At 65.5% G+C, this 26,740-nt stretch carries 31 protein-coding genes and 1 riboswitch; of the genes, 14 read left to right on the top strand and 17 right to left on the bottom strand.

The features are described from left to right. Positions 1-58 precede the first annotated feature (58 nt). Positions 59-295 carry a hypothetical protein gene (locus AB0J47_RS17225; protein WP_364346399.1) on the top strand — a complete coding sequence of 79 codons (237 nt, stop codon included), beginning with the start codon at positions 59-61 and terminating at the stop codon, positions 293-295. A gap of 288 nt (positions 296-583) precedes the next feature. Here AB0J47_RS17225 and AB0J47_RS17220 read toward each other — a convergent pair whose 3' ends face one another. After that, complete coding sequence (locus AB0J47_RS17220; protein WP_364346397.1) at positions 584-1,231, bottom strand: helix-turn-helix domain-containing protein; 648 nt, start codon at positions 1,229-1,231, stop codon at positions 584-586. A 125-nt stretch (positions 1,232-1,356) separates the two neighbouring features. On the opposite strand from AB0J47_RS17220, the gene AB0J47_RS17215 reads away from it, so the two are divergent. Continuing rightward, entirely contained in the window at positions 1,357-2,253 is an 897-nt protein-coding gene (locus AB0J47_RS17215) for a LysR family transcriptional regulator (RefSeq protein WP_364346395.1), read from the top strand. A gap of 150 nt (positions 2,254-2,403) precedes the next feature. Here AB0J47_RS17215 and AB0J47_RS17210 read toward each other — a convergent pair whose 3' ends face one another. The 3 genes from AB0J47_RS17210 to AB0J47_RS17200 form a co-directional block, all read right to left on the bottom strand. Continuing rightward, the gene (locus tag AB0J47_RS17210) at positions 2,404-2,952 is read right to left on the bottom strand and encodes a TIGR03086 family metal-binding protein (RefSeq protein WP_364346393.1); all 549 of its coding nucleotides are present in this window, start codon (positions 2,950-2,952) and stop codon (positions 2,404-2,406) included. Between the two features lie 165 nt (positions 2,953-3,117). Further along, positions 3,118-3,429, bottom strand: coding sequence for an alpha/beta fold hydrolase (locus tag AB0J47_RS17205; protein ID WP_364346391.1), 312 nt, complete (start codon positions 3,427-3,429; stop codon positions 3,118-3,120). Then, positions 3,429-3,656, bottom strand: coding sequence for a hypothetical protein (locus AB0J47_RS17200; protein WP_364346389.1), 228 nt, complete (start codon positions 3,654-3,656; stop codon positions 3,429-3,431). Before AB0J47_RS17200 ends, AB0J47_RS17205 begins: the two co-directional genes overlap by 1 nt. A gap of 94 nt (positions 3,657-3,750) precedes the next feature. On the opposite strand from AB0J47_RS17200, the gene AB0J47_RS17195 reads away from it, so the two are divergent. Genes AB0J47_RS17195 through AB0J47_RS17185 form a run of 3 tightly spaced genes read left to right on the top strand, consistent with a single transcriptional unit; the run spans position 3,751 to position 6,023 of the window. After that, the gene (locus tag AB0J47_RS17195; RefSeq protein WP_364346387.1) at positions 3,751-4,341 is read left to right on the top strand and encodes a TetR/AcrR family transcriptional regulator; all 591 of its coding nucleotides are present in this window, start codon (positions 3,751-3,753) and stop codon (positions 4,339-4,341) included. Between the two features lie 58 nt (positions 4,342-4,399). Continuing rightward, on the top strand, positions 4,400-5,551 hold the full coding sequence (locus AB0J47_RS17190) for an epoxide hydrolase family protein (RefSeq protein ID WP_364346385.1): 1,152 nt from the start codon (positions 4,400-4,402) through the stop codon (positions 5,549-5,551). Between the two features lie 58 nt (positions 5,552-5,609). Then, positions 5,610-6,023, top strand: coding sequence for a nitroreductase family deazaflavin-dependent oxidoreductase (locus AB0J47_RS17185; RefSeq protein WP_364346383.1), 414 nt, complete (start codon positions 5,610-5,612; stop codon positions 6,021-6,023). Here AB0J47_RS17185 and AB0J47_RS17180 read toward each other — a convergent pair. The 3 genes from AB0J47_RS17180 to AB0J47_RS17170 all read right to left on the bottom strand — a co-directional run bounded on the left by AB0J47_RS17180 (position 6,020) and on the right by AB0J47_RS17170 (position 10,559). Beyond that, on the bottom strand, positions 6,020-7,159 hold the full coding sequence (locus AB0J47_RS17180) for an MFS transporter (protein WP_364346543.1): 1,140 nt from the start codon (positions 7,157-7,159) through the stop codon (positions 6,020-6,022). The two genes, AB0J47_RS17185 and AB0J47_RS17180, sit on opposite strands and share 4 nt — an antisense overlap. Positions 7,160-7,558: 399 nt before the next feature. Continuing rightward, a complete protein-coding gene (locus AB0J47_RS17175) occupies positions 7,559-8,776 on the bottom strand; it encodes an NADP-dependent isocitrate dehydrogenase (RefSeq protein ID WP_364346381.1) in 1,218 nt (405 codons plus the stop codon). A gap of 289 nt (positions 8,777-9,065) precedes the next feature. Continuing rightward, the gene (locus tag AB0J47_RS17170; RefSeq protein ID WP_364346379.1) at positions 9,066-10,559 is read right to left on the bottom strand and encodes an MFS transporter; all 1,494 of its coding nucleotides are present in this window, start codon (positions 10,557-10,559) and stop codon (positions 9,066-9,068) included. 132 nt (positions 10,560-10,691) lie between these two features. Between AB0J47_RS17170 and AB0J47_RS17165 the strand changes: the two genes are divergently transcribed. From AB0J47_RS17165 to AB0J47_RS17155, 3 genes are all read left to right on the top strand, one after another. Then, complete coding sequence (locus tag AB0J47_RS17165) at positions 10,692-11,435, top strand: TetR family transcriptional regulator (RefSeq protein ID WP_364346377.1); 744 nt, start codon at positions 10,692-10,694, stop codon at positions 11,433-11,435. Positions 11,436-11,478: 43 nt separating this feature from the next. Next, positions 11,479-11,589: riboswitch (SAM riboswitch) on the top strand. 264 nt (positions 11,590-11,853) lie between these two features. After that, entirely contained in the window at positions 11,854-11,985 is a 132-nt protein-coding gene (locus AB0J47_RS17160; protein ID WP_364346375.1) for a hypothetical protein, read from the top strand. Further along, entirely contained in the window at positions 11,982-13,133 is a 1,152-nt protein-coding gene (locus AB0J47_RS17155; protein ID WP_364346373.1) for a homoserine O-acetyltransferase, read from the top strand. Before AB0J47_RS17160 ends, AB0J47_RS17155 begins: the two co-directional genes overlap by 4 nt. A 287-nt stretch (positions 13,134-13,420) precedes the next feature. Here the strand turns inward: AB0J47_RS17155 and AB0J47_RS17150 are convergent, their stop codons facing one another. After that, positions 13,421-14,005, bottom strand: coding sequence for a helix-turn-helix domain-containing protein (locus AB0J47_RS17150; protein WP_364346371.1), 585 nt, complete (start codon positions 14,003-14,005; stop codon positions 13,421-13,423). Between the two features lie 110 nt (positions 14,006-14,115). Here AB0J47_RS17150 and AB0J47_RS17145 point away from each other — a divergent pair, with 110 nt between their 5' ends. Further along, positions 14,116-15,024 carry an SDR family oxidoreductase gene (locus tag AB0J47_RS17145; protein WP_364346369.1) on the top strand — a complete coding sequence of 303 codons (909 nt, stop codon included), beginning with the start codon at positions 14,116-14,118 and terminating at the stop codon, positions 15,022-15,024. Here AB0J47_RS17145 and AB0J47_RS17140 read toward each other — a convergent pair. After that, positions 15,011-15,562 (bottom strand): carboxymuconolactone decarboxylase family protein, encoded by a 552-nt coding sequence (locus AB0J47_RS17140; protein ID WP_364346367.1) that lies wholly within the window; start codon positions 15,560-15,562, stop codon positions 15,011-15,013. The genes AB0J47_RS17145 and AB0J47_RS17140 overlap by 14 nt on opposite strands. 276 nt (positions 15,563-15,838) lie before the next feature. Between AB0J47_RS17140 and AB0J47_RS17135 the strand changes: the two genes are divergently transcribed. Then, positions 15,839-16,084 (top strand): DUF3017 domain-containing protein, encoded by a 246-nt coding sequence (locus AB0J47_RS17135; RefSeq protein ID WP_084508289.1) that lies wholly within the window; start codon positions 15,839-15,841, stop codon positions 16,082-16,084. 126 nt (positions 16,085-16,210) lie between these two features. On the opposite strand, the gene AB0J47_RS17130 is transcribed toward AB0J47_RS17135, so the two are convergent. Further along, a complete protein-coding gene (locus AB0J47_RS17130; protein WP_364346365.1) occupies positions 16,211-16,774 on the bottom strand; it encodes a hypothetical protein in 564 nt (187 codons plus the stop codon). A gap of 238 nt (positions 16,775-17,012) precedes the next feature. Beyond that, complete coding sequence (locus AB0J47_RS17125; RefSeq protein WP_364346363.1) at positions 17,013-17,657, bottom strand: nitroreductase family protein; 645 nt, start codon at positions 17,655-17,657, stop codon at positions 17,013-17,015. Positions 17,658-17,726: 69 nt separating this feature from the next. Here AB0J47_RS17125 and AB0J47_RS17120 point away from each other — a divergent pair, with 69 nt between their 5' ends. Continuing rightward, a complete protein-coding gene (locus AB0J47_RS17120) occupies positions 17,727-18,101 on the top strand; it encodes a helix-turn-helix domain-containing protein (protein ID WP_364346361.1) in 375 nt (124 codons plus the stop codon). Here the strand turns inward: AB0J47_RS17120 and AB0J47_RS17115 are convergent. Beyond that, entirely contained in the window at positions 18,098-18,265 is a 168-nt protein-coding gene (locus AB0J47_RS17115; RefSeq protein ID WP_364346359.1) for a hypothetical protein, read from the bottom strand. The two genes, AB0J47_RS17120 and AB0J47_RS17115, sit on opposite strands and share 4 nt — an antisense overlap. Before the next feature lie 112 nt (positions 18,266-18,377). Between AB0J47_RS17115 and AB0J47_RS17110 the strand changes: the two genes are divergently transcribed. After that, positions 18,378-18,842 (top strand): tRNA (cytidine(34)-2'-O)-methyltransferase, encoded by a 465-nt coding sequence (locus AB0J47_RS17110; RefSeq protein WP_364346357.1) that lies wholly within the window; start codon positions 18,378-18,380, stop codon positions 18,840-18,842. 67 nt (positions 18,843-18,909) lie between these two features. Here the strand turns inward: AB0J47_RS17110 and AB0J47_RS17105 are convergent, their stop codons facing one another. From AB0J47_RS17105 to AB0J47_RS17095, 3 genes are read right to left on the bottom strand one after another with little or no spacing between them, the layout of a single operon-like run. Next, on the bottom strand, positions 18,910-19,140 hold the full coding sequence (locus tag AB0J47_RS17105) for a DUF167 domain-containing protein (RefSeq protein WP_364346355.1): 231 nt from the start codon (positions 19,138-19,140) through the stop codon (positions 18,910-18,912). Further along, complete coding sequence (locus AB0J47_RS17100; RefSeq protein WP_364346353.1) at positions 19,097-20,389, bottom strand: DUF4349 domain-containing protein; 1,293 nt, start codon at positions 20,387-20,389, stop codon at positions 19,097-19,099. Before AB0J47_RS17100 ends, AB0J47_RS17105 begins: the two co-directional genes overlap by 44 nt. Positions 20,390-20,420: 31 nt before the next feature. Then, positions 20,421-21,059: a TetR/AcrR family transcriptional regulator gene (locus tag AB0J47_RS17095; protein WP_364346351.1), complete on the bottom strand. Its 639-nt coding sequence runs from the start codon at positions 21,057-21,059 to the stop codon at positions 20,421-20,423. 105 nt (positions 21,060-21,164) lie between these two features. Between AB0J47_RS17095 and AB0J47_RS17090 the strand changes: the two genes are divergently transcribed. Then, a complete protein-coding gene (locus AB0J47_RS17090; RefSeq protein WP_364346349.1) occupies positions 21,165-21,563 on the top strand; it encodes a nuclear transport factor 2 family protein in 399 nt (132 codons plus the stop codon). 3 nt (positions 21,564-21,566) lie between these two features. On the opposite strand, the gene AB0J47_RS17085 is transcribed toward AB0J47_RS17090, so the two are convergent. Beyond that, on the bottom strand, positions 21,567-24,965 hold the full coding sequence (locus AB0J47_RS17085) for an error-prone DNA polymerase (RefSeq protein ID WP_364346347.1): 3,399 nt from the start codon (positions 24,963-24,965) through the stop codon (positions 21,567-21,569). 67 nt (positions 24,966-25,032) lie between these two features. Further along, on the bottom strand, positions 25,033-25,488 hold the full coding sequence (locus tag AB0J47_RS17080; protein ID WP_364346345.1) for a hypothetical protein: 456 nt from the start codon (positions 25,486-25,488) through the stop codon (positions 25,033-25,035). A gap of 230 nt (positions 25,489-25,718) precedes the next feature. Between AB0J47_RS17080 and AB0J47_RS17075 the strand changes: the two genes are divergently transcribed. Continuing rightward, on the top strand, positions 25,719-26,702 hold the full coding sequence (locus AB0J47_RS17075) for an SDR family NAD(P)-dependent oxidoreductase (protein ID WP_364346343.1): 984 nt from the start codon (positions 25,719-25,721) through the stop codon (positions 26,700-26,702). Positions 26,703-26,740 lie beyond the last annotated feature (38 nt).

The following is a 26,740-nucleotide window of genomic DNA, read 5'->3' as shown; positions in this document are numbered from 1 at the left end:
GAACTCCTCACGTAGTACCTGACCCGGGGTGACCATGCGCCGTAGACGACAGCCCACAGTGATCGATAGCGCCGGATCGAACAGAAACAAACATACAGAGCTGTATGTAAATCTGCAAGGGTACAAGGAATTCCATGCCGCGAAATACGAGAACTACCAGCTCAGGGCGATCGGGAGCGCCATGCCGCGGGTAGCGCGCATCGCGCCATCCACCAAGGGCAACGGCAAGCCTTCCGGCGTGCTGGGGCATGAAGCGCAGATAGTTGACGCGCTCGGCGATCTACGCCATAGGTGACGGGCGGACGCCGCAGCCAGCAGCTCGCCGGACATTCGGACGCCGGAACCAAGCAGATGATCAACGCCGGATGCCGCTCGCCCGCCCCTATGCGCGCACCCTTCGGTGCGATCACGCACGAAATGGAGTTCGAGCGGCCGGACATGATCGCCTCGGCGGCGCCCGGACCCGGAGGGCCGGAACCAGGTACATCACTGAGGCTCTCAACCAACAAGCAGGGGCGCACGTATTGCCGCCAACACTGAGATGCCGGCAGGCAGCCGGGTCGAAAAGCCCGATGGCCGTTAGCTATTCGGCGGCACCCAGCATCGGACGCGCGGCCAGTGCGGCGCTCGCGATCTCTCGCAGATGCACCGACGCCCGCCGCCAACGCCGGTGTGCCCGTTCCGAATCCGGATCGATAAAGTTGGAGACCAAAATTCCGCGCAGCGCATCCATTGCGGTGTAGACGAAATCGCGAGCTTCCTTGCGCCGCATCTCATCCGGGACGAATCGAGCGACCGCCATCAGCACGGCATTATTGACGAACGGCTCGACCTTCTCCATGGCCGAGGCGAGAACCGGATCAGTCCGACCCGCCACCCACAGCTCAGCGGTGGCGATGAACAGTGGCCCCTGATGTAGCTCCCAGAGGAAGTCCAAGGCCGCCCCGACCGGATCGCCGCCGCCCTGAACCTTGGACATCTCCCGCATCGCGGTCTCCGCACGCAACTGCGCCAGATGACTGATCGCCGCGACCACCAGATCGGTCTTGGACCCGAAATGGTGCACCTGGGCCCCACGGGTGACCCCGGCCAGCTCGGCGACCCGCGGCGTCGTCGTCCCCGCATACCCGTATTCGACCAGGCAGTCGATGGTGGCATCGAGCAACCGCGTGCGCATCTCACTACTGCGCTGCTCCTGCGTGCGGCGCTTGGGCGCTTCGGACCTGGTCATTCCGGCGATTCTACACTTACATACAGATCTGTATGTTCATCGCCAGACTTCGAACGCTAACCTTAGCAGCGCGTTCTGTCGAAAAATGGTCTGATTGGCTGGCGTAACCAATCAGGAGCACCACGATGGAACTGAGAGATATCGAAATCTTTCTGGCGCTGGCCGAGGAGTTGCACTTCGGGCGGACCGCGGAACGGATGTATCTTTCCCAAGCTCGGATCAGCCAGTCGATCAAGAATCAGGAACGACGTATCGGTGGACGTCTCGTCGACCGCGGCAACCCGCGCAATATCCAGCTCACCGCACTGGGCAAGCAGTTGCTCAGCGACTTGCGCCCGGCATACCACGAGCTGACGCAGGCCATCGAGAACGCGCGCTCGACCGCACAGGGGGCGGCCCGGATTCTTCGCATCGCCATGATCGGCTTCAATTCGTATGACTACCGGCCATTTTGGGAGCTTTTCCGTACTCGGCACCCGCAGTGGGAACTACAGATCCGCAATATCGAGTTCATCGAACAATTCGACCCGTTGCGACGTGGCGAGGCCGACGTGGTCATCGCATGGTTACCGGTCGAGGAACCCGATCTGACTGTCGGGCCGATCATCTCCACCGAACCCATGGTGGCGATGATGGGCGACGACCACGAGCTTGCGGACGAAAAGCATTTATCCCTGGAGGTTTTCGGCGATCGCGGGGTACTCGCTCCGAGCAAGCCGATGCCCGACTACTGGGAGGACGCCATCAGCCCCTTCTATACACCCCGGGGCCGTCCCATCGAACGCGTTTGCACCGTCTCGACGGTGGAAGACATCCTGACGGTCGCCAGCACCCGCAGCGCCTTCACCATGGGCATGAGCCATGTCGCCCGTTACTACAACCGCCCTGGTATTCGCTACGTGCCGATCAGCGATTCACACCTGGTCCGGTGGGCGCTGGTCTGGCGCAGCGGCGGTGAAACCCAGCAGATTCGCGCGCTGGCGAGCGTTGTTCGTGAGCTGGGGCCACTGGAGCAGAACTGACGCCGCGGTCGGACGCCTCCGAGCTGATGGCGGCGCGGCCGAAGACAGTCGGTGACGCGACGAAGGCAGACGGCATGGCAAAGGCCCGCCGCAACGATGCGACGGGCCACGGGCCACGGGCCACGGGCCACGGGCCACGGGCCACGGGCCTCAGGCTCGGCCAACGTAGGCGAGCAGCCGACGGTGCGCGGGAGCATCGCAGGGCGCCTCAACCTCCGGACCGAACATCCCTGGTACGCGGAAGTTTTCGATGCCCATCTCATGCATGATCGCCAGCATCTCCGCACACAGCTGCTCGTCGACCAAGTCGTCCTGTCCGGTGGCGACCGCCAGATCGACACCATGCACGACGAGTTCGGTCAGGTGGATCACCGCCGCCATCGGGCCGGGCACCTCGCCGAAGCCGAGACGCACCTTCTGCTCGAGTGCGTCGGGGCGATGCCAGGCCGCGCGGTCGAGCACGGCCGCCTCGGCGTAGGCGCCCTGCGGGTCGGTGTCGAGCCAGTCGTCGTGGTGGTCGCGAACCGGGGTCAGGCCCTGTAGTTGAGCGGCAAAGATATTCATGCCGCCCACCAAGTGATTGAGCAGTTCGCGCAGATCCCATTCCCGACACGGCGTGGATACGTTCATCTGTTGTGTGGCAATGCCTTTGACGATGTCACCGGTCATATCGATGGCGCGGTCGATGCGGTTGATCATGTTGATCTCCTGAAAGTCTCGAGCAGTTGGGGAAGGGTTACGCCCGGTCGAAGGTGTCGTCGAGCCAGTCGTAAATGCGAGCGAATGCGAAACGCTGCGCGCCGGACTGGCAGTGGGCGTCGGCACCCTCTTCGACGGTGAATTCGAGCAGCGTCTTCGGGCAGGTCAGATGCCGTCGACGGCGATCAGGGCGGCCACCCGCTGATCGAAGGCGGCGGCGCGCGGCGCGAGGACACCGCCCATGCTGACCCCGAACAGGGCGATCCGGTCGGCATCCACCTCGGGCCGGGCAGCGACATAGTCGAGCACGGGCCCGACCACGTTCTCCCAGTCCGGACGGAAGGCCAGACCCTGGTGGTGCCTGGTGCCCGGCTGGCCCGGACCATCGAAGCTGAGCACGTGGTAGCCGCGCTCGACGGCCGCGACCGCGCCGAAGAAGTGCATTTCCTCGACCGTGCCGTCGAATCCGTTGTGCATCACCACCGTTGGACGCGGCTCACCCGATGTGCCGTGCGCGCCGCACCCGCCACCCGATCGGCGGTAGCCAGCCACTCGTCGTACCAACTGTCGTAATCGTCGGGGACGATCCGCTGGGCGGTGACCGCGACTTCGCCGAAATCGGCTCCGCCATAAGCGATGTGACCGAAGATGCGCAGGGTCTCGTACCAGAACGAGTGGTTATCGGGAAAGAAGATCGGTTCCATTGCCAGCTCCTAAACGCAGTTCGTTGCGGCGTTAAGCACACGATAGCGGCCGCCCACACACAAACGCAAGTCTCGACTGCTTTAAGATGGGGGCATGGATGAACAAGCCCGCGCCCGCCGTCCCGGAGGCCGCAGCGCCCGCGTGCGCGCGGCGGTACACCAGGCGGTCACCGAACTGGTCGCCGAACGCGGCTACGGCAACTTCACCGTCGCCGATGTCGCGGCGCGCGCCGGCGTCGCCGATACCAGCATCTACCGGCGCTGGGGCAATCTCGAGGCGCTGGCCATGGAGGTGACCGTCGATCGGCTCGGCACCGAGTCGGCGATACCGAATACCGGTTCGCTCGAGGGCGATCTGCGCGCCTACGCCGCCAAGGCAGCGCGCGATGTCAGCGGACCCGACGGATTGGCGCTGCTGCGCACGATTCTCGCGCTGCTCGACACCGGCACGGCGGGCGAACAGACGCGCGACCGCTTCCTCAGCGAACGCGCGAACCAGGTCCAGGCCATGCTGGATCGAGCCACCGCCCGCGGCGAACAGACACCCGATGTGCTGGAGGTGGTCGACATCATCCTGGCCCCGCTCTACACCCGCACCCTGTTCGGCACCGGCCCGCTCACCGACGATTACGTCGATACGCTGGTCGACCGGCTATTGCGCGCGGCGGCCGATAAGCGAAAGTAATCGAATGACAGTCGGATTCGGCGTTGTTCCGGCCGTCCGACTCTCGCAGGCTGAGTCGGTGTCCGAGATCAAGCCCTTCCGAATCGCGATCCCGCAGGCCGACCTGGACGACCTGGCATACCGCCTGACGCACACCCGGTACGTCGCGGAACTGCCCGCTCGGGAGATCGCGGGCCGGGTGTACCCGGGCGTGCCGGTGCGGCCCGGCTGGGAGTACGGCGTTCCGCTGTCATTCGTCCGCCCGCTGCACGAATATTGGCGCGACAGTTTCGACTGGCGCGCACAAGAGCGGCGGCTCAATGCATTTCCGCAATACACGACCGAAATCGACGGGCAAACTATTCATTTCGTGCACGTCACTTCGCCGGAGCCCGACGCGATGCCGCTGCTACTCGCGCACGGTTGGCCGAGTTCGTTCACCGAATTCCTCGGCCTGGTAGGCGAATTGACCGATCCACGTGCACACGGCGGCGATCCGAGCGACGCCTTCCACGTGGTGATCCCGTCCTACCCCGGCTTCGCCTTCTCGGGACCGACCCACACCGCCGGTTGGCGCCCGACACGCATGGCGGCGGCATTCGACGAGCTGATGAACCGCCTCGGCTACGACCTCTACGGTGTGCACGGCAACGACTGCGGCGCCATCGTGGCACCCGAGCTGGGCCGACTCGCCCCGGACCGAGTCGTCGGCGTGCATGTGACCCAGCTCTATTCTTTTCCCAGGCGCGAGCCGGGCGAGCTGGACGGACTCAGCGAATACGAGCTGATCCTGGTGTACTTCGGGCAGAAATTCCGCGCGCACGCCATCCACAACGCCACCCAGCAAGCGCAACCGCAGACCCTCGGCCACGCATTGTCGGATTCACCGGTCGGCCAACTCGCTTGGAGCGGTCAAGCGCTGGTGAAGGCGATGAGCACCGACGAATTGCTCACCAATGTGGCGATCTACTGGTTCACCAATACCTCGGCGCCCGCGGCCCGGTTCTACTTCGAACACCATCGCTCGACCGAGGCGACGAAGCCCACCAGGGTGCCGATCGGGCTGGCCTCCTTCGGTTTCGACTTCAAACCGCCACGCAAATTCGCCGAACGCGACCATCGCAACCTCGTGCAATGGCACGAATACGACCGCGGCGGGCACTGGGCCGCACACGAAACCCCCGACCTGTTACTCGCCGACCTGCGCGGATTCTTCAAAAAGGTGATCTGAGCGGACCATCCATCGGCGACGATTACCTCGACCCGATCTCTCGATCCGAGGAGTGCAGATGGCCAACGATTGGAACCAGAACATCATCGCGGAGTTCCGTGCGAATGCGGGCAAGGTCGGCGGCCCGTTCGAGGGCAAAGATCTGCTGCTGCTCACTACGACCGGCGCGAAGACCGGACTGCCGCGCACGAATCCCGCGGCCTACATCCGTGACGGCGACCGTCTGGTGATCATCGCGTCCAAAGCTGGCGCACCCGATAACCCGGACTGGTATCACAATCTGCGGGCGAATCCGAAGGTCACGCTGGAGATCGGCACCGAGACCGTCGAGGCGACGGCTACCCCGATCACCGAGGGCCCGGAACGCGATCGGCTCTACGCGGCCATGGTGGAGGTTATGCCGGGCTTCGCCGAATACGAGACCAAGACGGATCGGGTGATTCCGGTCGTCGCGCTGGAACCCAGCACCTAAGCCACTGAGCGGCGAGCGGTCCATACGGTCACCGTGAACAGCAGAACGCCGAGCACGGCCAGACCCGCGCCGAGGGCAGCGGGCGCGGTGTAGCCGAGATCTGCCGCGATGACGAGCCCGCCCAGCCACGCGCCCGCCGCGTTGGCGATATTGAGGGCCGCGTGATTGAGCGCCGCGGCGAGGGTCTGGGCGTCGGCGGCGACATCCATCAGCCGGGTCTGCAGACCGGGCGCGAGCGCCGCACCCGATGCGCCGATCAAGAAGGCGCCGATGGCGGCCGTGTACGGATTGTGCGCGGCGGCAACGAATACCGCCAGGATGACGACCATGGCGATCATCGAAGCGTAGATCGCCCGGTCGACGCCGCGATCGGCCAGAATGCCGCCGACGATATTTCCCGCGACCATCCCGAGCCCGAAGAGCATGAGCACGAACGGCACCAGACCGAGCCGCAGACCGGCCACGTCGGTCAGCGTGGTGGTGATATAGGTGTAGACGGCGAACATACCGCCGAAGCCGATCGCGCCGACCAGCAGGGTCAGCAGCACCTGCGGGCGACGCAGTGCGCCGAGTTCGGTCATCGGGTTGGTGATCCGGATACCGTGCAGTTCCGGCACGAATCGGATCAGGGCCGCGACGGTGGCGACACCGATCACCGCGACCACCACGAAGGCATCGCGCCAGCCGAGATGCTGGCCCAGCCAGGTCGCGCCGGGAACGCCGACAACGTTGGCGGCGCTCAATCCCAGCATAACCGCGGCAATCGCCTTGGCGCGCTGCCCCACTGGCGCCAACGTGGCAGCGGCCAGCGAGGCGACACCGAAGTAAGCGCCGTGCGGCAGGCCCGAAACGAACCGTGAGATGACCAGAGTTTCGAATGTGGGCGCGATAACCGTCGCAGCATTTCCGATGGTGAACGCCACCATCAGGGCGACCAGCAGACGTTTGCGCGGCACCCGCGCGGCCAGTGCGGCGATCAGCGGAGCGCCGACGACAACGCCGAGCGCATAGGCCGATACCGCATGACCTGCCGTCGGCTCGGATACGCGCATGGCACTCGCGATATCGGGCAGCAAACCCATGGTGACGAATTCGGTTGTGCCGATTCCGAATCCACCGAGGGCCAGCGCCAGCATCGCCGGAATATGCCAGTCCGTGCGCTCGGCATCGGCGGGTGCTGGGGTCTGCGTGGCAACGGTACCGGTCACGTATTCATGTAACCGCCCGGCGATACCTTCTGCTTCCCGGGCAGGCGTGAGTTCCCCCACGTCAGCGTCAGGAAATCGACTGCGCCGCCCGCATACCGCCCATTCCGGGCACCGCCCGAGCAAACGCGCGTCGATTCCCGCTCCAGCTATCGCGATCCGACCACTTCGCATGGATGCCCGGACCTGCGCAACGCCGACGACGGGTACGACAGTCACACATGGGTCGCGAAACAGTGCGGGCACCCGTACCACCGGTGTGGTGCGGGTGCCCGTATGTCGCGCCCGGCGCTGGCTTTCGTACCCAGCGCCGGGTATTCGGTCAACCTGTCAGCGCAGGGCGCGGGCCAGGTTGGCGTCGAGCGCACCGAGGAACTCCTCGGTGGTCAGATAGCCCTGATCGCCGCCGACGAGCAGCGCCAGGTCCTTGGTCATCTGGCCGCCCTCGACGGTCTTGATGACGACATCCTCGAGTGTCTGCGCGAAGCCGATCACCTCGGGGGTGTTGTCCAGCTTGCCGCGGTGCTCGAGGCCTCGGGTCCAGGCGAAGATCGACGCGATCGGGTTGGTCGAAGTCGGCTTGCCCTGCTGGTGCTGGCGGTAGTGCCGGGTGACGGTGCCGTGCGCGGCCTCGGCCTCACAGGTCCGGCCGTCCGGGGTGAGCAGCACCGAGGTCATCAGGCCGAGCGAGCCGAAGCCCTGGGCCACGGTGTCGGACTGCACGTCGCCGTCGTAGTTCTTGCACGCCCAGACGTAGCCGCCCTCCCACTTCATGGAGGAGGCGACCATATCGTCGATCAGGCGGTGCTCGTAGGTGAGGCCCGCCGCGTCGAACTGGGTCTTGAACTCGGCTTCGAACACCTCCTGGAAGGTGTCCTTGAACATGCCGTCGTAGGCCTTGAGGATGGTGTTCTTGGTCGACATGTAGACCGGGTAGTTCTGCTGCAGGCCGTAGTTGAACGAAGCCCGCGCGAAGTCCTCGATGGACTTCTTGAAGTTGTACATACCCATCACGACGCCGCCGTCCTCGGGCATCTTCACGACCTCGTGCACGATCGGCTCGCTGCCGTCGTCGGGGGTGAAGGTGAGGGTGACGGTGCCGCCCTGGAACACCTTGAAGTCGGTGGCGCGGTACTGATCGCCGAACGCGTGACGGCCGATGATGATGGGCTTGGTCCAGCCGGGGACCAGACGCGGCACATTCGAGATGATGATCGGCGCGCGGAAGATTGTTCCGCCGAGGATGTTGCGGATGGTGCCGTTGGGCGAGCGCCACATCTTCTTCAGGCCGAATTCCTCGACCCTGGCCTCATCCGGGGTGATCGTGGCGCACTTGACGCCGACACCGTGCTCTTTGATCGCATTCGCGGCGTCGATCGTGACCTGGTCGTCTGTCTTGTCCCGATATTCGATGCCGAGGTCGTAATACTCGAGGTTCAGATCGAGATACGGGTGGATCAGCTTGTCCTTGATGAACTGCCAGATGATCCGGGTCATCTCGTCGCCGTCCAGTTCGACGACGGTGCCTTCAACCTTGATCTTGGACATGGATCTTCGTGTCCTCCTAGGATGGTGCCCTTATTGCACGGCCAGGCGAACACGCTTGTGAGCGGACCCCAGCTGTTCCAACAGACAACGTATATGTCCCGCGTTGTCGGCGAGACATGTGGTGCAAACAAGACAAGCGTACTGCTGCCATTGACCTCACCGCGCGGGCAGCCCCCTATGTGAAGCCGCCCGAAATAGTTACCGACAAGTAGGTCGGCGGTGCCGACACCCTGCCGAAATAGCGATGTCCGGGCATCCCCACGGATACCCGGACATCGCTATTTCAGGATCAGACCGCGACCGGAATCTGTACGTCTTCCTCGGATCCCTCGATCAGATTTTCCGGCTTGTCCCGAATCATCAACGCGATCACCGGAATTGCCGCGAGGAAGAATCCGGCGCCGACATAGAACGCCACGTCGTAGCTGTGGATCGACGCGCGGGCCATCAGGTTGTCGACCGTCGGATTGTTCTGCGCGAAGGTCTTGGCCGTCTGCACCGAGATGGTGGTGAGCAGTGCGGTGCCCACCGCGCCGCCGACCTGCTGTGCCGCATTCAACAGCGCGCTGGCCACACCGGAGTCCTCCTGCTCGACCTGATGCAGCGCGACGGTCTGCATCCCGACGAACAGCGGGCCCATACCGAGCGCGATCAGCACCTGCGCCGGCAGCACGCTGGCCGCGTAGCTGTCGCCGTAGCTCAGCTGCGCCAGCCACACCAGACCGAGCACGCCGAGCACAGCGCCGGCCACCATCAGCGGGCGCGGCCCCAGCTTCGGCAGCAGCGCGCTGGTGACACCGGCCGAGATCGCGATGCCAGCCGGGAACGGCAGGAAGGCGAAACCGGCCTTCAGCGACGAGTAACCGAGCGTGATCTGGAAGTAGTAGCTCAGGAACAGGAACATCGCGAACATCGCGATCGGGATCAGCAGCGCGGCCAGGAAGGCGCCACCGCGGTTGATCTCACCCGGAATATGCAACGGCAGCAGCGGATTCGACGAGCGACGCTCGATGGCGACGAAGGCGATCAGCAGGGCGACGCCGATGACCAGCAGCCCGAGGGTGCTGCCGGCCAGCCAGCCGTCCTCGGCGGCGCGGCTGAATCCGTACACGATGGCGATCAGGCCGAGCGTCACGGTGACCGCGCCGGGCACGTCATAGCCGCCGGTGCGCGGAGTCGGCACATCCTTCACCACGAATGCCAGCGCACCGAGCAGCGCGAGCAGGGCGATCGGGGTGTTCACCAGCAGGCACCAGCGCCACGAGGCGTATTCGGTCAGCGCGCCTCCGGCGATCAGGCCGAGTGCGGCACCACCCGCGGAAATACCGGCGAAGACGCCGAACGCGGTCGCGCGCTCCTTGGCCTCGGTGAAGGTCACCGAGAGCAGTGACAGCGCCGCGGGCGCGAGCAGCGCCGCGAACGCACCCTGCAGTGCTCGTCCGGCGAACAGCTCCGCGCCGTTCTGCGCCAGACCCGCCACCGCGGATGCCCCGGCGAAGCCGACCAGGCCGACGATGAAGATCCGACGCCGCCCCAGGTAGTCGGCCATCCGCCCGCCGAGTAGCAACAGGCCGCCGAAGATCAGCGTGTAGGCGGTCAGCATCCACTGCCGATTGCCGTCGCTGATGTCGAGATCCTGCTGGGCGAAGGGCAGCGAAATGGTCACGATGGTGGCGTCGAGAACCACCATGAGCTGGGCCAATGCGATCACCCCCAGGGCCCACCAGCGCGCCGAACTCGTTGGTTTCTCCAGAACTTCTAACGCTGTCGCAGTCTCGCTCACCTTGGTCTCCTAGTCCGAAGTTCGTGCAGCCATCCTGTCATCGACAGACATTTGTCGTCAAGAGAAAAATGTCGCACTACGACATTTGGCCGTTAAGGACACGAACCGGCCCGATTGCGCTAACATGAGGCCATGCTCGAGTCATCGACGCCGATCGGCGCGAGCGCCACAGCCGAGGACGCTGTGCGCGCCCCAGCGAACCCAGGGCCCAGTGCGCCCGGCGGTCTGGGGTTGCGCGAGCGCAAGAAGCAGCAGACCCGGTTGCGCATCATCGAGGTGGCGCTCGACCTGTGCGACGCCCAGGGATTCGACGCGACGACGGTCGAACAGATCGCGGACCGCGCGGATGTGTCCCCGCGCACGATCAACCGGTATTTCGACAGCAAAGAGGCCATCATCCTCGGGCCGGTCAAGGACTTCGGACTCGCGATCGCCGAGTGCCTGCGCGGACTCCCGGTCACCGGCAATGAGCTGCAATCGCTGCGCGAGGCCTTCCTGCTGGTCGTCGACCAGGCCGCGGTGAATACCGAGGGACCGCTGTCGTTCCGGCGCTTCCAGCAGATGCAGCGGATTCTGCGCAGCAGTCCGACGGTCAGTGCGCAGAGCATGGAACTGGCCGACGATAAGAACGCCGCGATCGCCGACGTGATCGCCGAGCGACTCGGCACCCAGCCCGATGCGCTGCCGGTGCGGCTGGTCGTCGGCGCCTGGCAGCTGATCGGCCACCTCAGCATGGAATGCCAGAACTCGATCCTCGACGAGGAGGACACCGCTGCGGCCGCCGCGGACGCCCGCACCGGATTCACCACATCGTTCGATGAGTTCATACGCGTGTGCACCGGGCAGCCTGCGACCGAACCGGCGGAAACCCGGTAAGGGATTTCAGTCGCCGACCGCCCGCCGGTTACCATGTCCGTCAGGTCATGAGTGCCAGCGCGAAGCCCCGGCTTGCTGGACGGCAACCCTCCAGCAGCGGTGGGGTGCTCCGGGTGATGACCGGGCTCTCGATGGTCGAGGGCAAGCGCGCACTTCAGGAGGTTTTTCCGATGAGTTGTTGTCCGTCACCCGCACTCCGATAAGACCTGCCGGCGAACAACCCTTTGGAGCACGACATGAGTGACCCCATCGCGTCCGCGGCCGATCGGTTCGTCGCGAGCGCGCAGAGCACCGGCGCACGCACCCAGCCGATCTACCGGACCGCGGCCCGGTTGAGCCGGGTAGTTAACATCGGGGACGTGCGTTCTCTCGTGATTCACCCAGCGTCGGCGACGCGCAGTTTCACGGGGACGACGTCATGAGCGAACGAATCGGCGATACCGCGATCGCGACGGAGCCGGACGTCGGCGAGGCGGACGTGAGCGAGCGAACCGTCGATGCAGCACCCTCGGTCGCGACGGAGCCGAGCGCTGGCGAGGCGGAGTCGTGACCGTGACAGATCCCAGTACCACGCGTTCGTCCGTGGTGGCCCTGCCGCCGCCGGACGGAAGCCTCGGCATCATTGCCATCGGGGATGTGCGTCTCGAAAGCGGCGCGGTCATCCCGGACGTTCATCTGGCCGTGCAGCGCTGGGGCGAGCTCTCTCCCGCATTGGACAATGTGGTGCTCGTCGAGCACGCGCTGACCGGCGATTCGCATGTGGTCGGGGTACCCGACGATATCCATCCGCTGCCCGGCTGGTGGGACGGCATGGTCGGGCCAGGCGCCCCGGTGGATACCGACGAATGGTGCGTCATCGCGACGAACGTGCTCGGCGGCTGCATGGGCAGCACCGGTCCCTCGACGCTGGCGCCGGACGGAAAGCCTTGGGGTTCAAGGTTTCCGGAGATCTCGATCCGTGATCAGGTGACCGCGGAAGCGGCACTGCTCGATCTGCTCGGCATCGAACGCCTGGCCGCCGTCGTAGGCGGTTCGATGGGCGGTATGCGGGTGCTGGAGTGGATGGCCGGCGCGCCGGAGCGGGTCGTTTCCGCACTGGTACTCGCCGTCGGCGCACGCGCCACCGCCGACCAGATCGGTACGCAGACAACGCAAATCGCCGCCATCAAGGCCGATCCCGACTGGCAGGGCGGCGATTACCACGACACCGATCGCGCCCCGGTGACCGGCATGGGCATCGCCCGACGCATCGCACACCTGACCTACCGCACCGAGGGCGAACTCGATCACCGCTTCGAGAACAACGCGCAGGACGACGAGGATCCACGCGACGGCGGACGCTACGCGGTGCAGAGCTACCTGGACCACCAGGCCGAAAAGCTTTGCAGCCGTTTCGATCCCGCCACCTACGTGCTACTGACCGAGGCGATGAACCGACACGATATCGGCCGCGGGCGCGGCGGTATCGCGGCCGCCCTCGCCGCCACCCCGGTACCGTGCGTGGTCGGCGGTGTCGACTCGGATCGCCTGTACCCGTTGCGAACTCAACAGGAATTGGCCGACGGCTTGCCGGGCTGCGAGGGTCTGGAGATCGTGCACTCCCGCGACGGTCACGACGGCTTCCTCACCGAAGCCGCGGCGGTATCGAAATTGCTGACCGAAACAATGCGATTGGCACGAGTGGGTCGCACCAGCTGAAAGTCCGCTGCCTACCAGGCCACCTGTGTCGCAGACGATCACTCGGCTTGTTCAGCGCGCTCCTCGCGGAGCAACTCTTCCGACTTGCCCGCGAGATCGGGCTCGGCGTGCATCATGCCCGCAAACGAGAGGTGCCGACGCCGCTCGGCCCTTGGGCTCGGTGATCGGGTCTCGCCGAGGGTGTCGGGTGACAACCAATTGCAACGCGACGGCCTGCAGCGCCTGCGCTTGGTCCGGCGTAAGCCGATCGATCGGGCGATGTAGGTCTTCGTAGGCGTGCGCTGCGGTCATGGCGTCGATGGCAGTGGTCCTCCGGTCACGAGTTTCAACTCATCCAAGGCCGCGCGAATGTGTTGCGACAGAGTGCGCTTGCCGCTGCCCTCGACCCAGCTCTCGAAGGCGATCTTGAATACGGCGACCCCGGCTTCGGCGGCCAGACTCGCGGCCGGATCGGTTACGCCGCGCTCGCGTAGCGCCTCGGCCAGCGCGGCAGCCAGTGTTGCCAGCTTGATCAGCTCGCGCTCCTGAAGTTCGGCATTGGCCGCAATAACGGCTTGCCGTTGCCAGGCGAACTCGCGGCGCTGCTCGAAAAACGTATCGGCGACCTCGGTGAGCGCCGTGGCGATCGCCTCGATCGGCGGCATGGCAGCGGGCGCGTCGCGCACCCCGCGCACGAGGGCCGCTTGGAGCGCGCTCGCCCCCGCGAACAGGACTTCGCGCTTATCGGCGAAATGCCGGAAGAACGTTCGCTCGGTGAGCCCCGCACGCTTGGTGATCTCCGCGACGGTCGTGCTCTCGAACCCGTTCTCGCGGTACAGCTCCAGAGCCGATTTTTCGAGGCGACCGCGCGCATCAGGCTCCCATCGACTCATGTGCAGATCCTATCTGATGACAGTGGCTGTCATCACGTGTACGTTGATGTCAGTCACTGACATCACTGCCTTCGCGCTGGCGAGGACATCAAGAGACTTGGAGTACTTCCGTGCGGATTTTCATTACCGGAGCATCGGGACATATCGGCTCTGCGGTCATCCCCGAACTTCTCGCCGCCGGACATGAGGTCGTCGGCCTGGCCCGGTCGAATGAAGCCGCCGCCACGGTGGCAGCAGCCGGTGCCGACGTGCACCGAGGAGATCTCGACGATCTCGACAACCTGCGCGCAGCCGCCGCAGCAGCCGACGGCGTCATCCACCTGGCCTTCAAACACGACGCCATGCAGACCGGCGACTTCGCCGGAGCGATCGCGGCCGATCTGCGTGCCATCGAGACGATCGGCGATGCGCTCGCGGGCAGCGGCAAACCCTTCGTGAGCACATCGGGCACGCTCATGCTCGCGTTCGCCGGGCTGGGCAGGGTGGGAACCGAAGCCGACGCGCTCGATGCGGGACCGCGGGTCGACGCCGAGAAAACGGTAGTCGCGCTCGCGGACCGCGGTGTCCGATCGTCGGTCATCCGGCTCCCACCGACCGTGCACAGCTCACTCGACCATCACGGCTTCGTGCCGACCTTGATAGCCACCGCCCGCGAAAAGGGCCTCGCCGCCTACGTCGGCGACGGAAACAACCGCTGGCCCGCCGGACACACCCTCGATGCCGCGCACCTGTACCGATTGGCGCTGGAGACGGCCCCTGCTGGGGCGCGGTTACATGCGGTCGATGACGAAGGCGTGCCCTTCCGTGAGATCGCCGAAGCAATCGGTCGCCATCTGGATCTGCCGGTGATCAGCATCCCGCAGGAGCGTGCGGATGCGCACTTCGGTTACCTCGGTCCCTTTGTCGCGCTGGACAATCCGACCTCGAGCGCGCGCACCCGGGAACTTCTCACCTGGAAGCCGACACATCCCGGCCTCATCGAGGATCTCGGCCAAGGCCACTACTTCAACGCTCTTTAGCGACCAGCTCCGGGATGGCGCACGCCATGCCCTCCGCCATCCCGGTTGGGCGCACGCCGAGCCCCTGGTTATGGCGGGCACGCTGGTTTTCCCAGGCGATGGTGGCCGTTAGTTCGGCGAACTGCCCTTTGGACAGGTGGTTCAGCAATTCAGTGCGCAGATCCGCGAGTTCGACGGCCGGTGTGGCGGTCATGGCCTCGGCGAAGGAGATGACAAGTTTTTCCAGGTCGCTGTAGACGTCGCTGGTGCGATAGCGCGGCAGGTCGCGCAGTTGTTGCTCGGTGAGTCCGCTCGAGTGCGCCAGTGCCGAGCCGATATCCAGGCAGAACTCGCAGTTCACAAGTCCGGCCGTCTTCAGTTCGGCCAGCTCCTTGAGCTTGGGATCCAGTCTGTTGCTGAACAGCAGCGCTGTTTCGTACCCGAGCGTGCCGAAAAGGAGCTGTGGTCGGCGGGCGAGCCAGCCGAACAGGTCGGATCGGTTCCGCTTCGCCTGCCGCATCGCTTGCACGTAGTGCCGAATCCGGGAAAGCGCTCGCATTGTCCGTGCCCCCTTGTGCCGGATGGATCTCTTCTCGCTGAAACTACGCCTGGTAGTAGTCGGAGGCAATGCCTGATCGAGTGTCGCGAAACCTGTTGCGGAGCAGTAGCCCTGCCTCGAGGCCCGGCAATCGGGTGCGCGGCTGCGTCGCACTGGTGTGAGCGGCCGCATGCCGTCTGCAAGAATCGGGGCGTGACCGACGTTGACTCGTCTGCCGCTGAACGGCAGTCCGACCGGACCAGCCCGGGTGCGCAGTTCCTGCGCTGCCACCTGCCCATGCTGGTCGTGACGGCGGTCATCCTGCTTGCGGTCGTCTTCGTGGCCTGGGACCGCTGGCGTCGCGGCGCGCTGTTCTTCGGCGGTGCGGCCCTGCTCGCGGCCACCTTCCGGCTCTGCCTGCCGACGGCTCGGGTCGGACTGCTCGCGGTGCGCAGCAAGCCGTTCGACGTCGCCGCGCTGAGCCTGCTCGGCACTGCCATCGTGTTCATTGCCGCCACGATCAACACCCTCGGCGTCGGCTGATACCGCGACGATTACCCCACGACACGACACGAGACAAACCCCGCCCGACCGCACACGAAAGCGGTCCCGGCAACCGACGTTACCGGGACCGCTTTCACCTGCCACTTGACAGAACAGGCCTACATATCAGTTGTGGCAGGTGTCCCGGTCGTTGTAGAGCATCAGCTGGGTGACCCTGGCATCGGCGGGCATATCCCGGTAGATGCCGAGGAACCCGTAGCGCGCGGGTTGATCGGGGACCGCGGCCGAACTCCAGTTGTAACCGATCTCGAGCGTGGGATAGGCGGCGCGCACTTCGTCGACCGTGGAGCCGACCGCAATGCCCTCGGGCGTACGGACGGGAAGTTTGCCGGGCATGATCGCGACTATTTCGCCCTTGTTGGTGAAACCCTGCCAACCGGCTCGTGCGGTATAGCGGCCGCAGCCGGGCGGATCGTTGGTGTCATCGAAGGCCGCGATTTCGCTGGTGGCCTCGGCCTCGCTTCGGCTCATCCCGAGCCGTAGCTTGCCGAAGCCGAGCGGGCCGAGCACGGTCGGTGCCGATGGCACCGTGGTCGTCGACGCCGCTTCCCGAGTGGTCTCGGTCGGCTCATCAGAGCACGCCGTTGCGCCGGTGAACACCGCACTGAGCAGCGCGAATGCCAGTACGGCACGGTGAATACGCATGGTCTTACCCCCGATGTCGTCCATGAACCGGAATGCCCGCCGAACCGAGACGGGTGCGATGTCGGCCCAGTCTGCACAGCGGCGACTGCCCGAGTCAAGGCGGCATCCATCGGCCGAGGTACACCTTATGCGTCACCACTTCGGCCGCGATGCCCGCTGAGGCGCAACAACTTTCGGTGCGGCGGCTTCCGATCGAGCGTGGCGGAATGGCGACTCCCATGATCTTGCGGATCCGCCGTTTCGCCGGCGCCGTAGCGCGATGTCAGCTCGACGGGTATCGCTCGGTGAAGACTGCGCGCTCGCGGGGACGGCGACCCGGATGCGGCGGAGCGCTGTCGCCGTAGCCGATCGCGACCATGACCGCGATGGCGAGGTCGGGGCGGTCATCGATGCCGATGGCCTTCTTGACCAGGTCCGGGTCCCAGCCGTTCATCGGAGCCGAGGACAGACCGAAGCTGGTGGCGGCGAGCATGACATAGGTCGCGGCGATCATCGCATTCTTCACGGCGTTTTCGCGAGTGAGTCCGCGCTGCCGCAATGAGTGGAATTCGTTGCGCGAGTTGAACATTGCGGTGAACTCCGCATTCCACGCGCCGTTGCGTCCGGCCAGTTCGACGATATCGGCATTTTCGGCCTGCCATGCCGCCGTTTCGGCGACGAAGACCAGCACGACGGGGGCCTCCAGCGGTTGTGGCTGACCGAAGGCGGCGATCGACAGGTCGCGACGCCCGGCCGCACTGGTGATTACCACGATCGACCGGTCCTGCATATTCCATGCGCTGGGCGCCTCGACGGCCAGATCCAGCAGTTCGTCGAGCAGTTCGCGCGGTACTGGATCCGGACGGTAGTGGCGAGTGGTGCGTCGGGCGCGAATCGCGTCGGGAACCGAAAGTATCTGTGCGTTCATGATTCTTACTATCGGAGAGTGACGAACTAATGGGAAGACAGCACTTAATGGTGCGCTACACTCCGAAAGGTGCGTACGGTGATCGAGGCCAGCGGGCTGCCTGCCGATGTCTACTCGGCGAAATGCCCCACCCGACAGGTACTCGACCACGTCGCGGGCAAATGGACCGTGCTGATCGTGGACGCACTCGCCGAGGGCACGATGCGCTATACCGATCTACACCGCCGCATCGAGGGCATCTCACAGAAAATGCTCACGCAAACCCTGCGGCAGCTGGAAACCAACGGATTCATCACGCGCACAGTGCATCCCACCGTGCCGCCGCGCGTGGACTACGATCTCACCGACCTCGGCCACAGCTTGCGCGGCCCGATCGCGGCACTGCGCGACTGGATCGAGGTCAATATCAACCGCATCGAAGCGGCGCGTCGCGCCGCCCGCTAGCCGACCTCGGCTGCGGTGCGCCGCCCACAGGCGCTGTACAACTGCCGCGCCCGACTCGGCGTAATCGTCTCCAGTCGCATCGGCGGCTCGCCCTTCAGATGCTGCTCCAGAATTCGACCCGCCATCGGGGCGATGAACGGCGCGGCGACGATTCCATCGTCCAACTGCTGCTCGGCGCCCCCGCCGCACCGTCAGTCGAATGATGTCCGCCCGCCGTGCCGCCGTGGATCAGGCGGGATGCAAGTCTCCAGCGCGAACATGACAAGCTGATGCGTTGTGTTCCGTTTGATGTTTCACGAGCCCGCGATTCCCGGAAATACCGGCAATGCGATTCGACTTGTCGCGGGGACCGGGTGTGAGTTGCATCTGGTCGAGCCATTGGGGTTCGACCTTTCGGAGGCGAAGTTGCGGCGGGCCGGATTGGACTACCACGATCTGGCCTCGGTGACGGTGCACAAGAATCTCGCGGCGGCATGGGAGGCGGTACGGCCCGAGCGGGTGTTCGCGTTCACGACCCAGGCGAGCACGCGGTATACCGATGTGGCGTACCGCGAGGGCGATGTGCTGCTGTTCGGCACCGAACCGACGGGATTGCCGGCAGAGGTGCTCGACGATCCGCACATCACCGATCGACTGCGCATTCCGATGCTGCCCGGCCGCCGCTCGATGAACCTCTCCAATGCCGCCGCCGTCACCGTCTACGAGGCTTGGCGCCAGTTCGGATTTCCCGGCGCTGTGTGACCGTGTCGCTCAACCCAATTCGGCGATGGCGATCTCGTGGTCGGTGATGAACCTCCCGTGCGGGAGCTCAGAGGTCCAGCTCGAACCGTTTGAAGCGGGAGGTGGCGCCCGCGATGAGGCGGACGGCGGATTTGGGGACGCCGTAGTGGTCGGCGAGCAGTTCGATGGCAGCCTTGTTGGCCTTGCCTTCCACGGCGGGGGCGCGGACGTACAGCTGCAGGGTGCCGTCGTCGAGGATTTCGACGAGTGGGCCCTTACGGCTGTTCGGTTTGATCGTCGCCCTTACGACCGTCGGCACCTGTATCTCCTGTCGTCCCAGTGCCTTTCGCCGCCCCAGTGCCTTTCCCGGTCTCAGTGCCTGCGCCTGTTCCAGAGCCAGCACCAGTTCCCGCGCCTGCACTCTGTCCAGCGCCCGCCGTCTTTCCAGCGCCCGCACCAGTCTCAGCACCAGCACCGGTCCCAGCGCCCGCACGAGTCCCACCGCCCGCACGAGTCCCAGCGCCCGCATCGGTCCCAGCGCCCGCACCGCTCCCAGCGCCCGCACCGCTCCCAGCCACCGCACCGGCACCGGTCTCAGCGCCCGCACTCGATCCTGCACCCGCACCTTCAGCCGCTGTCGTGTCCGCACCGGTCGAGGCACCGACCGCAACCGGAACGGCCTTGCCCTCCTCGGATTCTCCCGTCTCCGACGAACTCCGCTTCCGACTCCGCGCCATCCGCACCACACCCCACACCACCGCGGCAATCACTACGACGAACCCGAGCCACGGAATCGCCTTGCCGGTGAACACCACCGCATCCTTCAGCCAATCCACCAGCGAATGCCAACCGGAGACGATGCCGTCCCAGAAATTGGTCGGCCCCTCGTCGGAATCCTTGTCCTCGGTGGTGATGTCGATGGTGAGCGTGGACAGCGCGACCTGATCGTCGAGGTGCCGCTTCTGCGCGGTGAGGCTGTCGAGCTCGCCCTGCCGGCTCGACAGCGCCTGTTCGGCGGCAATGAGATCCGCGGTGTTGGTCGCCCCGGCGATGAGCGTGCGCAACCGGTCGACCGAGGCCTGCAGCGCCTTGATCCTGGCGTCGAGGTCCTCCCACTGCATGGTGACGTCGTCGCGGTTGGTGCTCATCCGGGTTACCCGGCCGACGCCGCCGAGGCCGTCGATGAACTTGTCGGTCTTATCCGCCGGTACCCGCACGGTGAGCGTTGCCTGCGGATCGTTGCCATCGGTCCCCGGCTGCTCAGTACGGCTGTCGACCCGGCCGCCGACCTCGCGCACCTGATCGGTGACCTGACCGCCCGCCTTGATCGGATCGTCCGCGGTGATGTCGACGCTGCCGGTGATGACCTCCTTGCGCGCCTGGACCGTGGTTCCGCCGGTATCCCCCTTCGCCGGGGCGCCCTCGCGCAGGCTCGGCGGCGGCGCCATCGGCGCGACGGTCGCCATGCTCGACCGGCCCGGACCGGCATGGTCGTCGTTGTCATCATCACAGCCGACCAGCAACGTCAAACCCAGCAGGCCGATCACCAGCACAGCAAGCTTCCGCATGGACGCAGGTTAGCCGCTGCGGCGAATTCGGTCACGAAGTCCGATGCGGACCATTCCCGAATGCCGAAGCGACGCCAACCAGTTTCACGAGAAATCGTTCGATCTGCTCGGCGAGCGGCGGCCAGGTCTGGCCGGGTTCGTTGAGCCGCATCGACACCGCGCCGTGCACCGCTGCGCGCAGGTCCAGCATGACCGAGACCGGGTCGTCGACGGGCACGAGACCGGCATCCATACAGCGCCGGATCGAGGCGGCGGTACGTTCGGTCAGCTCCCGCTTGAACGGCATGTCCACACGCTGATTGATGGTGCTCTCGTGTAGCACCTTGTACATGCCCGGGTGTCGATAGGCCCAGTCGCCGAGGACGCGGATGCGAGCGCGCAGTTTGTCGACAGGATCATCGACCCCGGTCTCCGCGTCATCGATCGCGCGCACCAGATCGCCGTGATAGCGCTCCAGTGCGGCCGACACCAGCGCGTCTCGATCGGCGAAATGCAGGTAGACCGACGTTGCGGCACTGCCGATTTCGCGTGCGACCGCACGCATGGACAGGGCCTGATCATCACCGAGTTCATCCAGCAGTCGGATCGCGGCGTCGACGATCTCCGCACGCAGTCGGCCACCGTGGCCGCGCGGATTGCGACCGCGTCGGGGCGTCGGATCGGAGGTCATGCGGGGATTGTAGCCGGACATGCGTAGCGCTACAGTTGTAGCGCTACAGCTGTACTGTTTCCGCTAGCGACTGCTCGCAGGTCGCCCGACAAGGAGAAAACGCTGATGACCAGCACTTCCGTCGACCCGAAGCTCGAATCGAATAAGCAGACCATCCTCGCGTTCTACGAAGCCGCGTTCAATGCCAAGGATTTCGAGGCCACCGCCGAGTTCTTCGGCGCGCGCTATATCCAGCACAATCCGGAAATCGCCGATGGTTTCGACGGACTACTCGCCCGACTCACCGGCCTGAAGGAAGGCGCGCCGAAACTCCGCGTCGAAGTGAAACACATTGTGGCAGAGGGTGATTATGTTGTCGCCCACGTGCACGGTGTGCGCGAGCCCGGCGATCGCGGGCTGGCGATCATGGATATCTTCCGCCTCGACGACGGAAAGCTGGTCGAACACTGGGATGTCATTCAGCCGGTTCCGGAGCAGGCCGCCAATGCGAACGGAATGTTCTGATTCTCAACGGAAGTCGCGAGAGCTCGAGTCGACGCGCAGGTCCATGCGCTGCAGGTATTCAGCGACGACGCTGACCGCGCCCTCGGCATTCTGGACGCGGCCGCGAACAAGCAGGGCGGGGGCGCTCTGGGCCAGGCGGCGATAGCGGGTCCACAGGCCCACTGAGCAGACGATGTTCACCATGCCGGTTTCGTCCTCGAGATTGAGGAAGGTGACACCGGCGGCGGTGGCGGGGCGTTGGCGATGTGTGACGGCGCCGCCGACCAGAACGCGGGAGCCGTCGGGTACGTCGAGCAAGCCGGCGGCAGGGATGACGCCCAGCGCATCCAATTGCGGGCGTAGGAATTCGGTGGGATAGCTGCCTGGAGAAATACCGGTGGCCCAAACGTCGGCGGCGGCAAGTTCGAGTTCGCTCATACCGGGTAGGGCGGGGGCGGTAGTGGCGGCACCGGTGCCGGGGAGGCGGTCGGGGCGTTCACCCGCTGCGGCGCCCGCCGCCCACAATGCTTCCCGTCGGGTAATGCCGAGACAACCCAAAGCGCCTGCGGTGGCGAGGGATTCGGCTTGGGCGACAGAAAGTTCCACACGACCGGTCAGGTCGAGGAAGGAGGTGTACGGACCGGTCGAGCGGGCGGCGACAATGCGTTCGGCGAGGTCGGTGCCGATGTGGCGGATGGTCGCAAGCCCGAGTCGCACCTCGTCACCATGATTTTCGAGGGTGGGATCGGCGCGGCTGGCATTGATATCGGGCCCGCGCACCGGAACGCCGTGCCTGCGGGCGTCGGCGACCAGCGACTGCGGGGAATAGAAACCCATCGGCTGGGCGCGCAGCAATCCGGCACAGAAGGCCGCCGGATAGTGCAGTTTGAACCAGGCCGAGTAGTACACGATCGAGGCGAAACTCTGCGAATGGCTCTCCGGGAAGCCGAAATTCGCGAAGGCGTACAGCTTCTCGTAGATGCGATCGGCGACTTCGCCGGTAATGCCGTGCAGATCGCGCATGCCCTGATACAGCCTCTCCTCGAGGCGTTCCATGCGTTCCGGTGAGCGTTTGGAGCCCATGGCGCGGCGCAGCTGATCGGCCTCTGCGGCGGTGAAACCGGCCACGTCGATGGCCATCTGCATGAGCTGTTCCTGGAACAGTGGCACACCGAGGGTGCGTTTCAGCGAATTCTTCAGCGCGTCATGGTCATAGGTCACTTCCTCGTCCTCGTTGCGGCGACGGATATAGGGATGCACCGAACCACCCTGGATCGGGCCGGGGCGAATCAGCGCCACCTCTACCACCAGGTCGTAGAATTCCCGCGGCTTCAGCCGGGGCAGCGTGGCCATCTGCGCCCGCGACTCCACCTGAAAAACCCCCACCGAATCGGCCCGCGAAAGCATCTCGTAGACAGCGGTTTCCTTCAGGTCGAGTTTGTGCAGTTCGACCGTTTCGCCCTTGTGCTCGCGCACCATATCGATCATGTAGTGCAGTGCGGAGAGCATGCCGAGACCGAGCATGTCGAACTTCACCAGATTTATCGCGGCGCAATCGTCTTTGTCCCACTGCAGTACGCTGCGCCCGGGCATTCGCGCCCATTCGACCGGGCAGACATCGGCGATGGGCCGGTCGCAGATCACCATCCCGCCGGAATGAATACCGAGATGCCTTGGCAGACCCTCGATTTCGGCGGCCAGCTCCAGTACTTCCGCGGGAATATCCGTGCCGGTTTCGGCGGCCACGCCGGTCCAGCGGCTCACCTGTTTACTCCAGGCATCCTGCTGTCCGGGCGAAAAGCCAAGTGCGCGTGCGGCATCACGGACCGCGGACTTACCGCGATAGGTGATCACATTCGCCACCTGAGCGGCGTATTCGCGACCATATTTGGCATAGACGTGCTGAATCGCTTCCTCCCGGCGATCGGATTCGATATCGATATCGATATCGGGCGGACCGTCGCGCTCCGGAGCGAGGAAGCGTTCGAACAGCAACTCGGCGGCGACCGGGTCGACATTGGTGATGCCGATCGCGTAGCAGACGGCCGAATTCGCCGCCGAACCCCGACCCTGGCAGAGGATGTCGTTTTCCTTGCAGAAGCTGACGATATCGTGCACCACCAGGAAGTAGCCGGGAAACTTCATCTCGTCGATGATCGCGAGTTCGTGCTCGACCTGCCGATACGCCTCGGGATTTTCCGACGGCGGACCGTAACGCCGAGCCGCGCCCTCGAGGGTGAGCTCACGCAGCCAGGAAGCCTCGTCGTGGCCGTCGGGCACGTCGAACGGCGGCAGGCTCGGCGCGATCAATTTCAGATCGAAGGCGCATTCACGGGCGAGCGTCACCGCATTCGCCACCGCCTGCGGACAAGCGGCGAACAACTGCGCCATCTCCGCACCGGAACGCAGATGCGCGCCACCGGTCGGCGCCAACCAGCCCGCGATATCGTCCAGGCTCCGGCGCGCCCGGATCGCCGCGAGCGCCATGGCGCGGCGACGCTGGGCGGGCGCGGCGAAATGCGCACCGGTGGTGGCCACCACGGGCAGACCGAGACGATCGGCCAGGGCAATGAGGTGGGCGTTGCGTTCGTCGTCCTCCGGAATGCCGTGATGGGTGAGTTCCACACTCACCCGGTCGGCGCCGAAACGCTCCGTCAGGTCGCGCAGGGCGGCCTCGGCTCGCCCGAGACGGGTGTCTCCGGCCCGCAGATCGCGCTCGAGGGCTTGGCGCACATGGCCTTTACGGCATCCGGTCAGAATGTGCCAGTGCCCGTCCGCCGCCGCGGTGAGCGCGTCCAGGTCGTAGCGGAGGATGCCCTTCTCCCCCGCGGCCATATGCGCTGCCGCGATCTGGCTGGAGAGTCGGCGATAGCCCTCCTGACCGCGGGCGAGCACCAGCAGATGCGGCCCAGCCGGGTCCGGCGAACCGGTGCGCGGCGCCGAATCGGGTGCGCCGACATGGCCGAGCGAATTCCCCAGTCGCGGTGCGTCTTGCGCGGTGCCGAGCGACAATTCGGCCCCGTAGACCGTCGGCATACCCAATTCCCTGGCCGCCTCGAAGAAGCGCACGGTTCCATAGAAGCCGTCGTGATCGGTGAGCGCGATCGCTTCCAGCCCGAGCCGCACCGCCTCCTCCACCAACTCCTCCGGCTGACTCGCACCATCGAGGAAGCTGTAGGCCGAATGCGTGTGCAACTCCGCATACGGCACCACCGGGCCGCCGCTAGCGACTGCTTGCAGGTCGCTCGAAACAGCACTACCCGGTTCGACCGGTTCGGGTCGGTAATCCCCGCGCTTGCGCGACCACGCCGGACTGTCGCCGCCGTCGCCCGGATACATCGCGTCCGGATTCGTCGGCCCGGGGCGACCGGACAGCACCCGCTCCAGCTCCGCCCAGGTAGGCGGGCCGTTGCTCCAACCCATGACATATCACCTCCGCTATAGTCGAACATACATTCGAATCTTGAAGGAGGTGTGGACACCCGTCGAATCAGGCGGCCGGGAGCGGTTCCACCGACTTCTCACCCAGTGCCGCCTCGACCTTGTCCAGGCTGGAGCGAATCACGGCGCCATAGGCGTCGTTGGCGAGGACATCGAGGTGGCCGCGCGCGATGGTCAGCTGCATGTAGGCCACATCGAAGTCGCCGACGCGGCGGTGACTGTCGGCGAGATTGAGGTACAGCGAGGGCAGGAATCCGCGTAGCCCCTCATCCAGCGGAACACCCGGGCCGAAGACCGCGGCCAGCGCGCGTTGGTCCCAGCGCAGCGCATCTTCGGCCGTGTCCTGAAGATCGGCGAGATGGTGCGCAATTACACAGCGCTGCAACGGATCTCCACCGTCACCGAGCTCGCCCCACAGTTCCGCCAGCATCCGCCGCGCCGCCTCCGGATCACCGCCGGAGAGCCGCACCGCGGCAAAGATTTCCGCCATCCGATCGTCCGCCATGCGCAGAGTATCGCACATATGTTCGATAGATTCGAGGACGGTTCGAACACCTCGGCGTGGTCGGATTCGAACGCTCGACGTGACACAGCGGCGTGGACGAAGGGCCGGAGGCGGTAGCTTGCGTAACCCACCGACAGGGCCCGCGAATGTCGCCATCGAACAGAGCACACTTGGCAGGTAAACTTACTTCAGAGTAAGTTCATGCCAACTCGACCTGCAAAGGAGCAGCGATGACCCGAGCTTCCGCTGACGAGGCCGACCTGCGCGGGCAGGTACGGCGCGATCGCCGCAACCGCGACCTGACAGGGCGGCATGTGCTCATCACCGGCGCGTCCTCCGGCATCGGCCGGGCCGCCGCGCTGGCCGTCGCGGATAAGGGCGCCATCGTCTTCCTGCTCGCCCGGCGCGCCGACGAACTCACGGCCGTGGTCGAGGAGATCCGGGCCGAGGGCGGCAGCGCCTACGGATATCAGTGCGACGTAACCGATTCCGACTCCGTCGACCACGCCGTCAAAACCATCCTGGACGAGCACGGCCACGTCGACATGTTGGTGAACAATGCGGGCCGCTCGATCCGTCGCGCCATCCACCGCTCCACCGACCGGCTGCACGATTTCGAACGCACCATGGCGGTCAACTACTTCGGCGCCGTGCGATTGACGCTGGCGCTGCTGCCGCAGATGCGCGAGCGCAAGTTCGGCCACATCGTCAACATCAGCAGCGCGGGCGTGCAGGTGGCCACGCCGCGCTTCGCCGCCTACCTCGCGAGCAAGGCGGCGCTGGATAAGTTCGCCGAGGTCGCGGCGGTCGAAACCATGGCCGACGGCGTCAGCTTCACCACCATCCACATGCCGCTGGTGCGCACCCCGATGATCACCCCGAGCGGCGATCAGGGTCCGTCGGAGTCCCCCGAATGGGCGGCCGCCACCATCGTGCGCGCGCTGAGCGAGCGGCCCAAGCGCATCGATGTCCCGCTCGGCACCTTCGCCGAATACGGCGCATTGCTCACCCCGAAGCTGCGCGACCGCATCCTGCACCGCTACTACCGGGCGCTGCCCGACTCCCCCGCCGCCAAGGGCGAGCAGGCGGATACCGAGGAACCAGCGGAATCCACAGTGCCGCAACGTGATCCGCGTCATCAGTCGACGGCCCGCCGAGTCACCGGCACCGCCCTGCGCCGCGCCGCCCGCTGGGTGCCGGGCACCCACTGGTAAGCCCGCGACCTTCATCCCGCAGGGGGCGATAAAGGTCG

It is taken from the genome of Nocardia sp. NPDC049737, assembly GCF_040674755.1.
Lineage (GTDB): Bacteria > Actinomycetota > Actinomycetes > Mycobacteriales > Mycobacteriaceae > Nocardia.
This window is presented reverse-complemented; position numbering and strand designations above follow the sequence as displayed.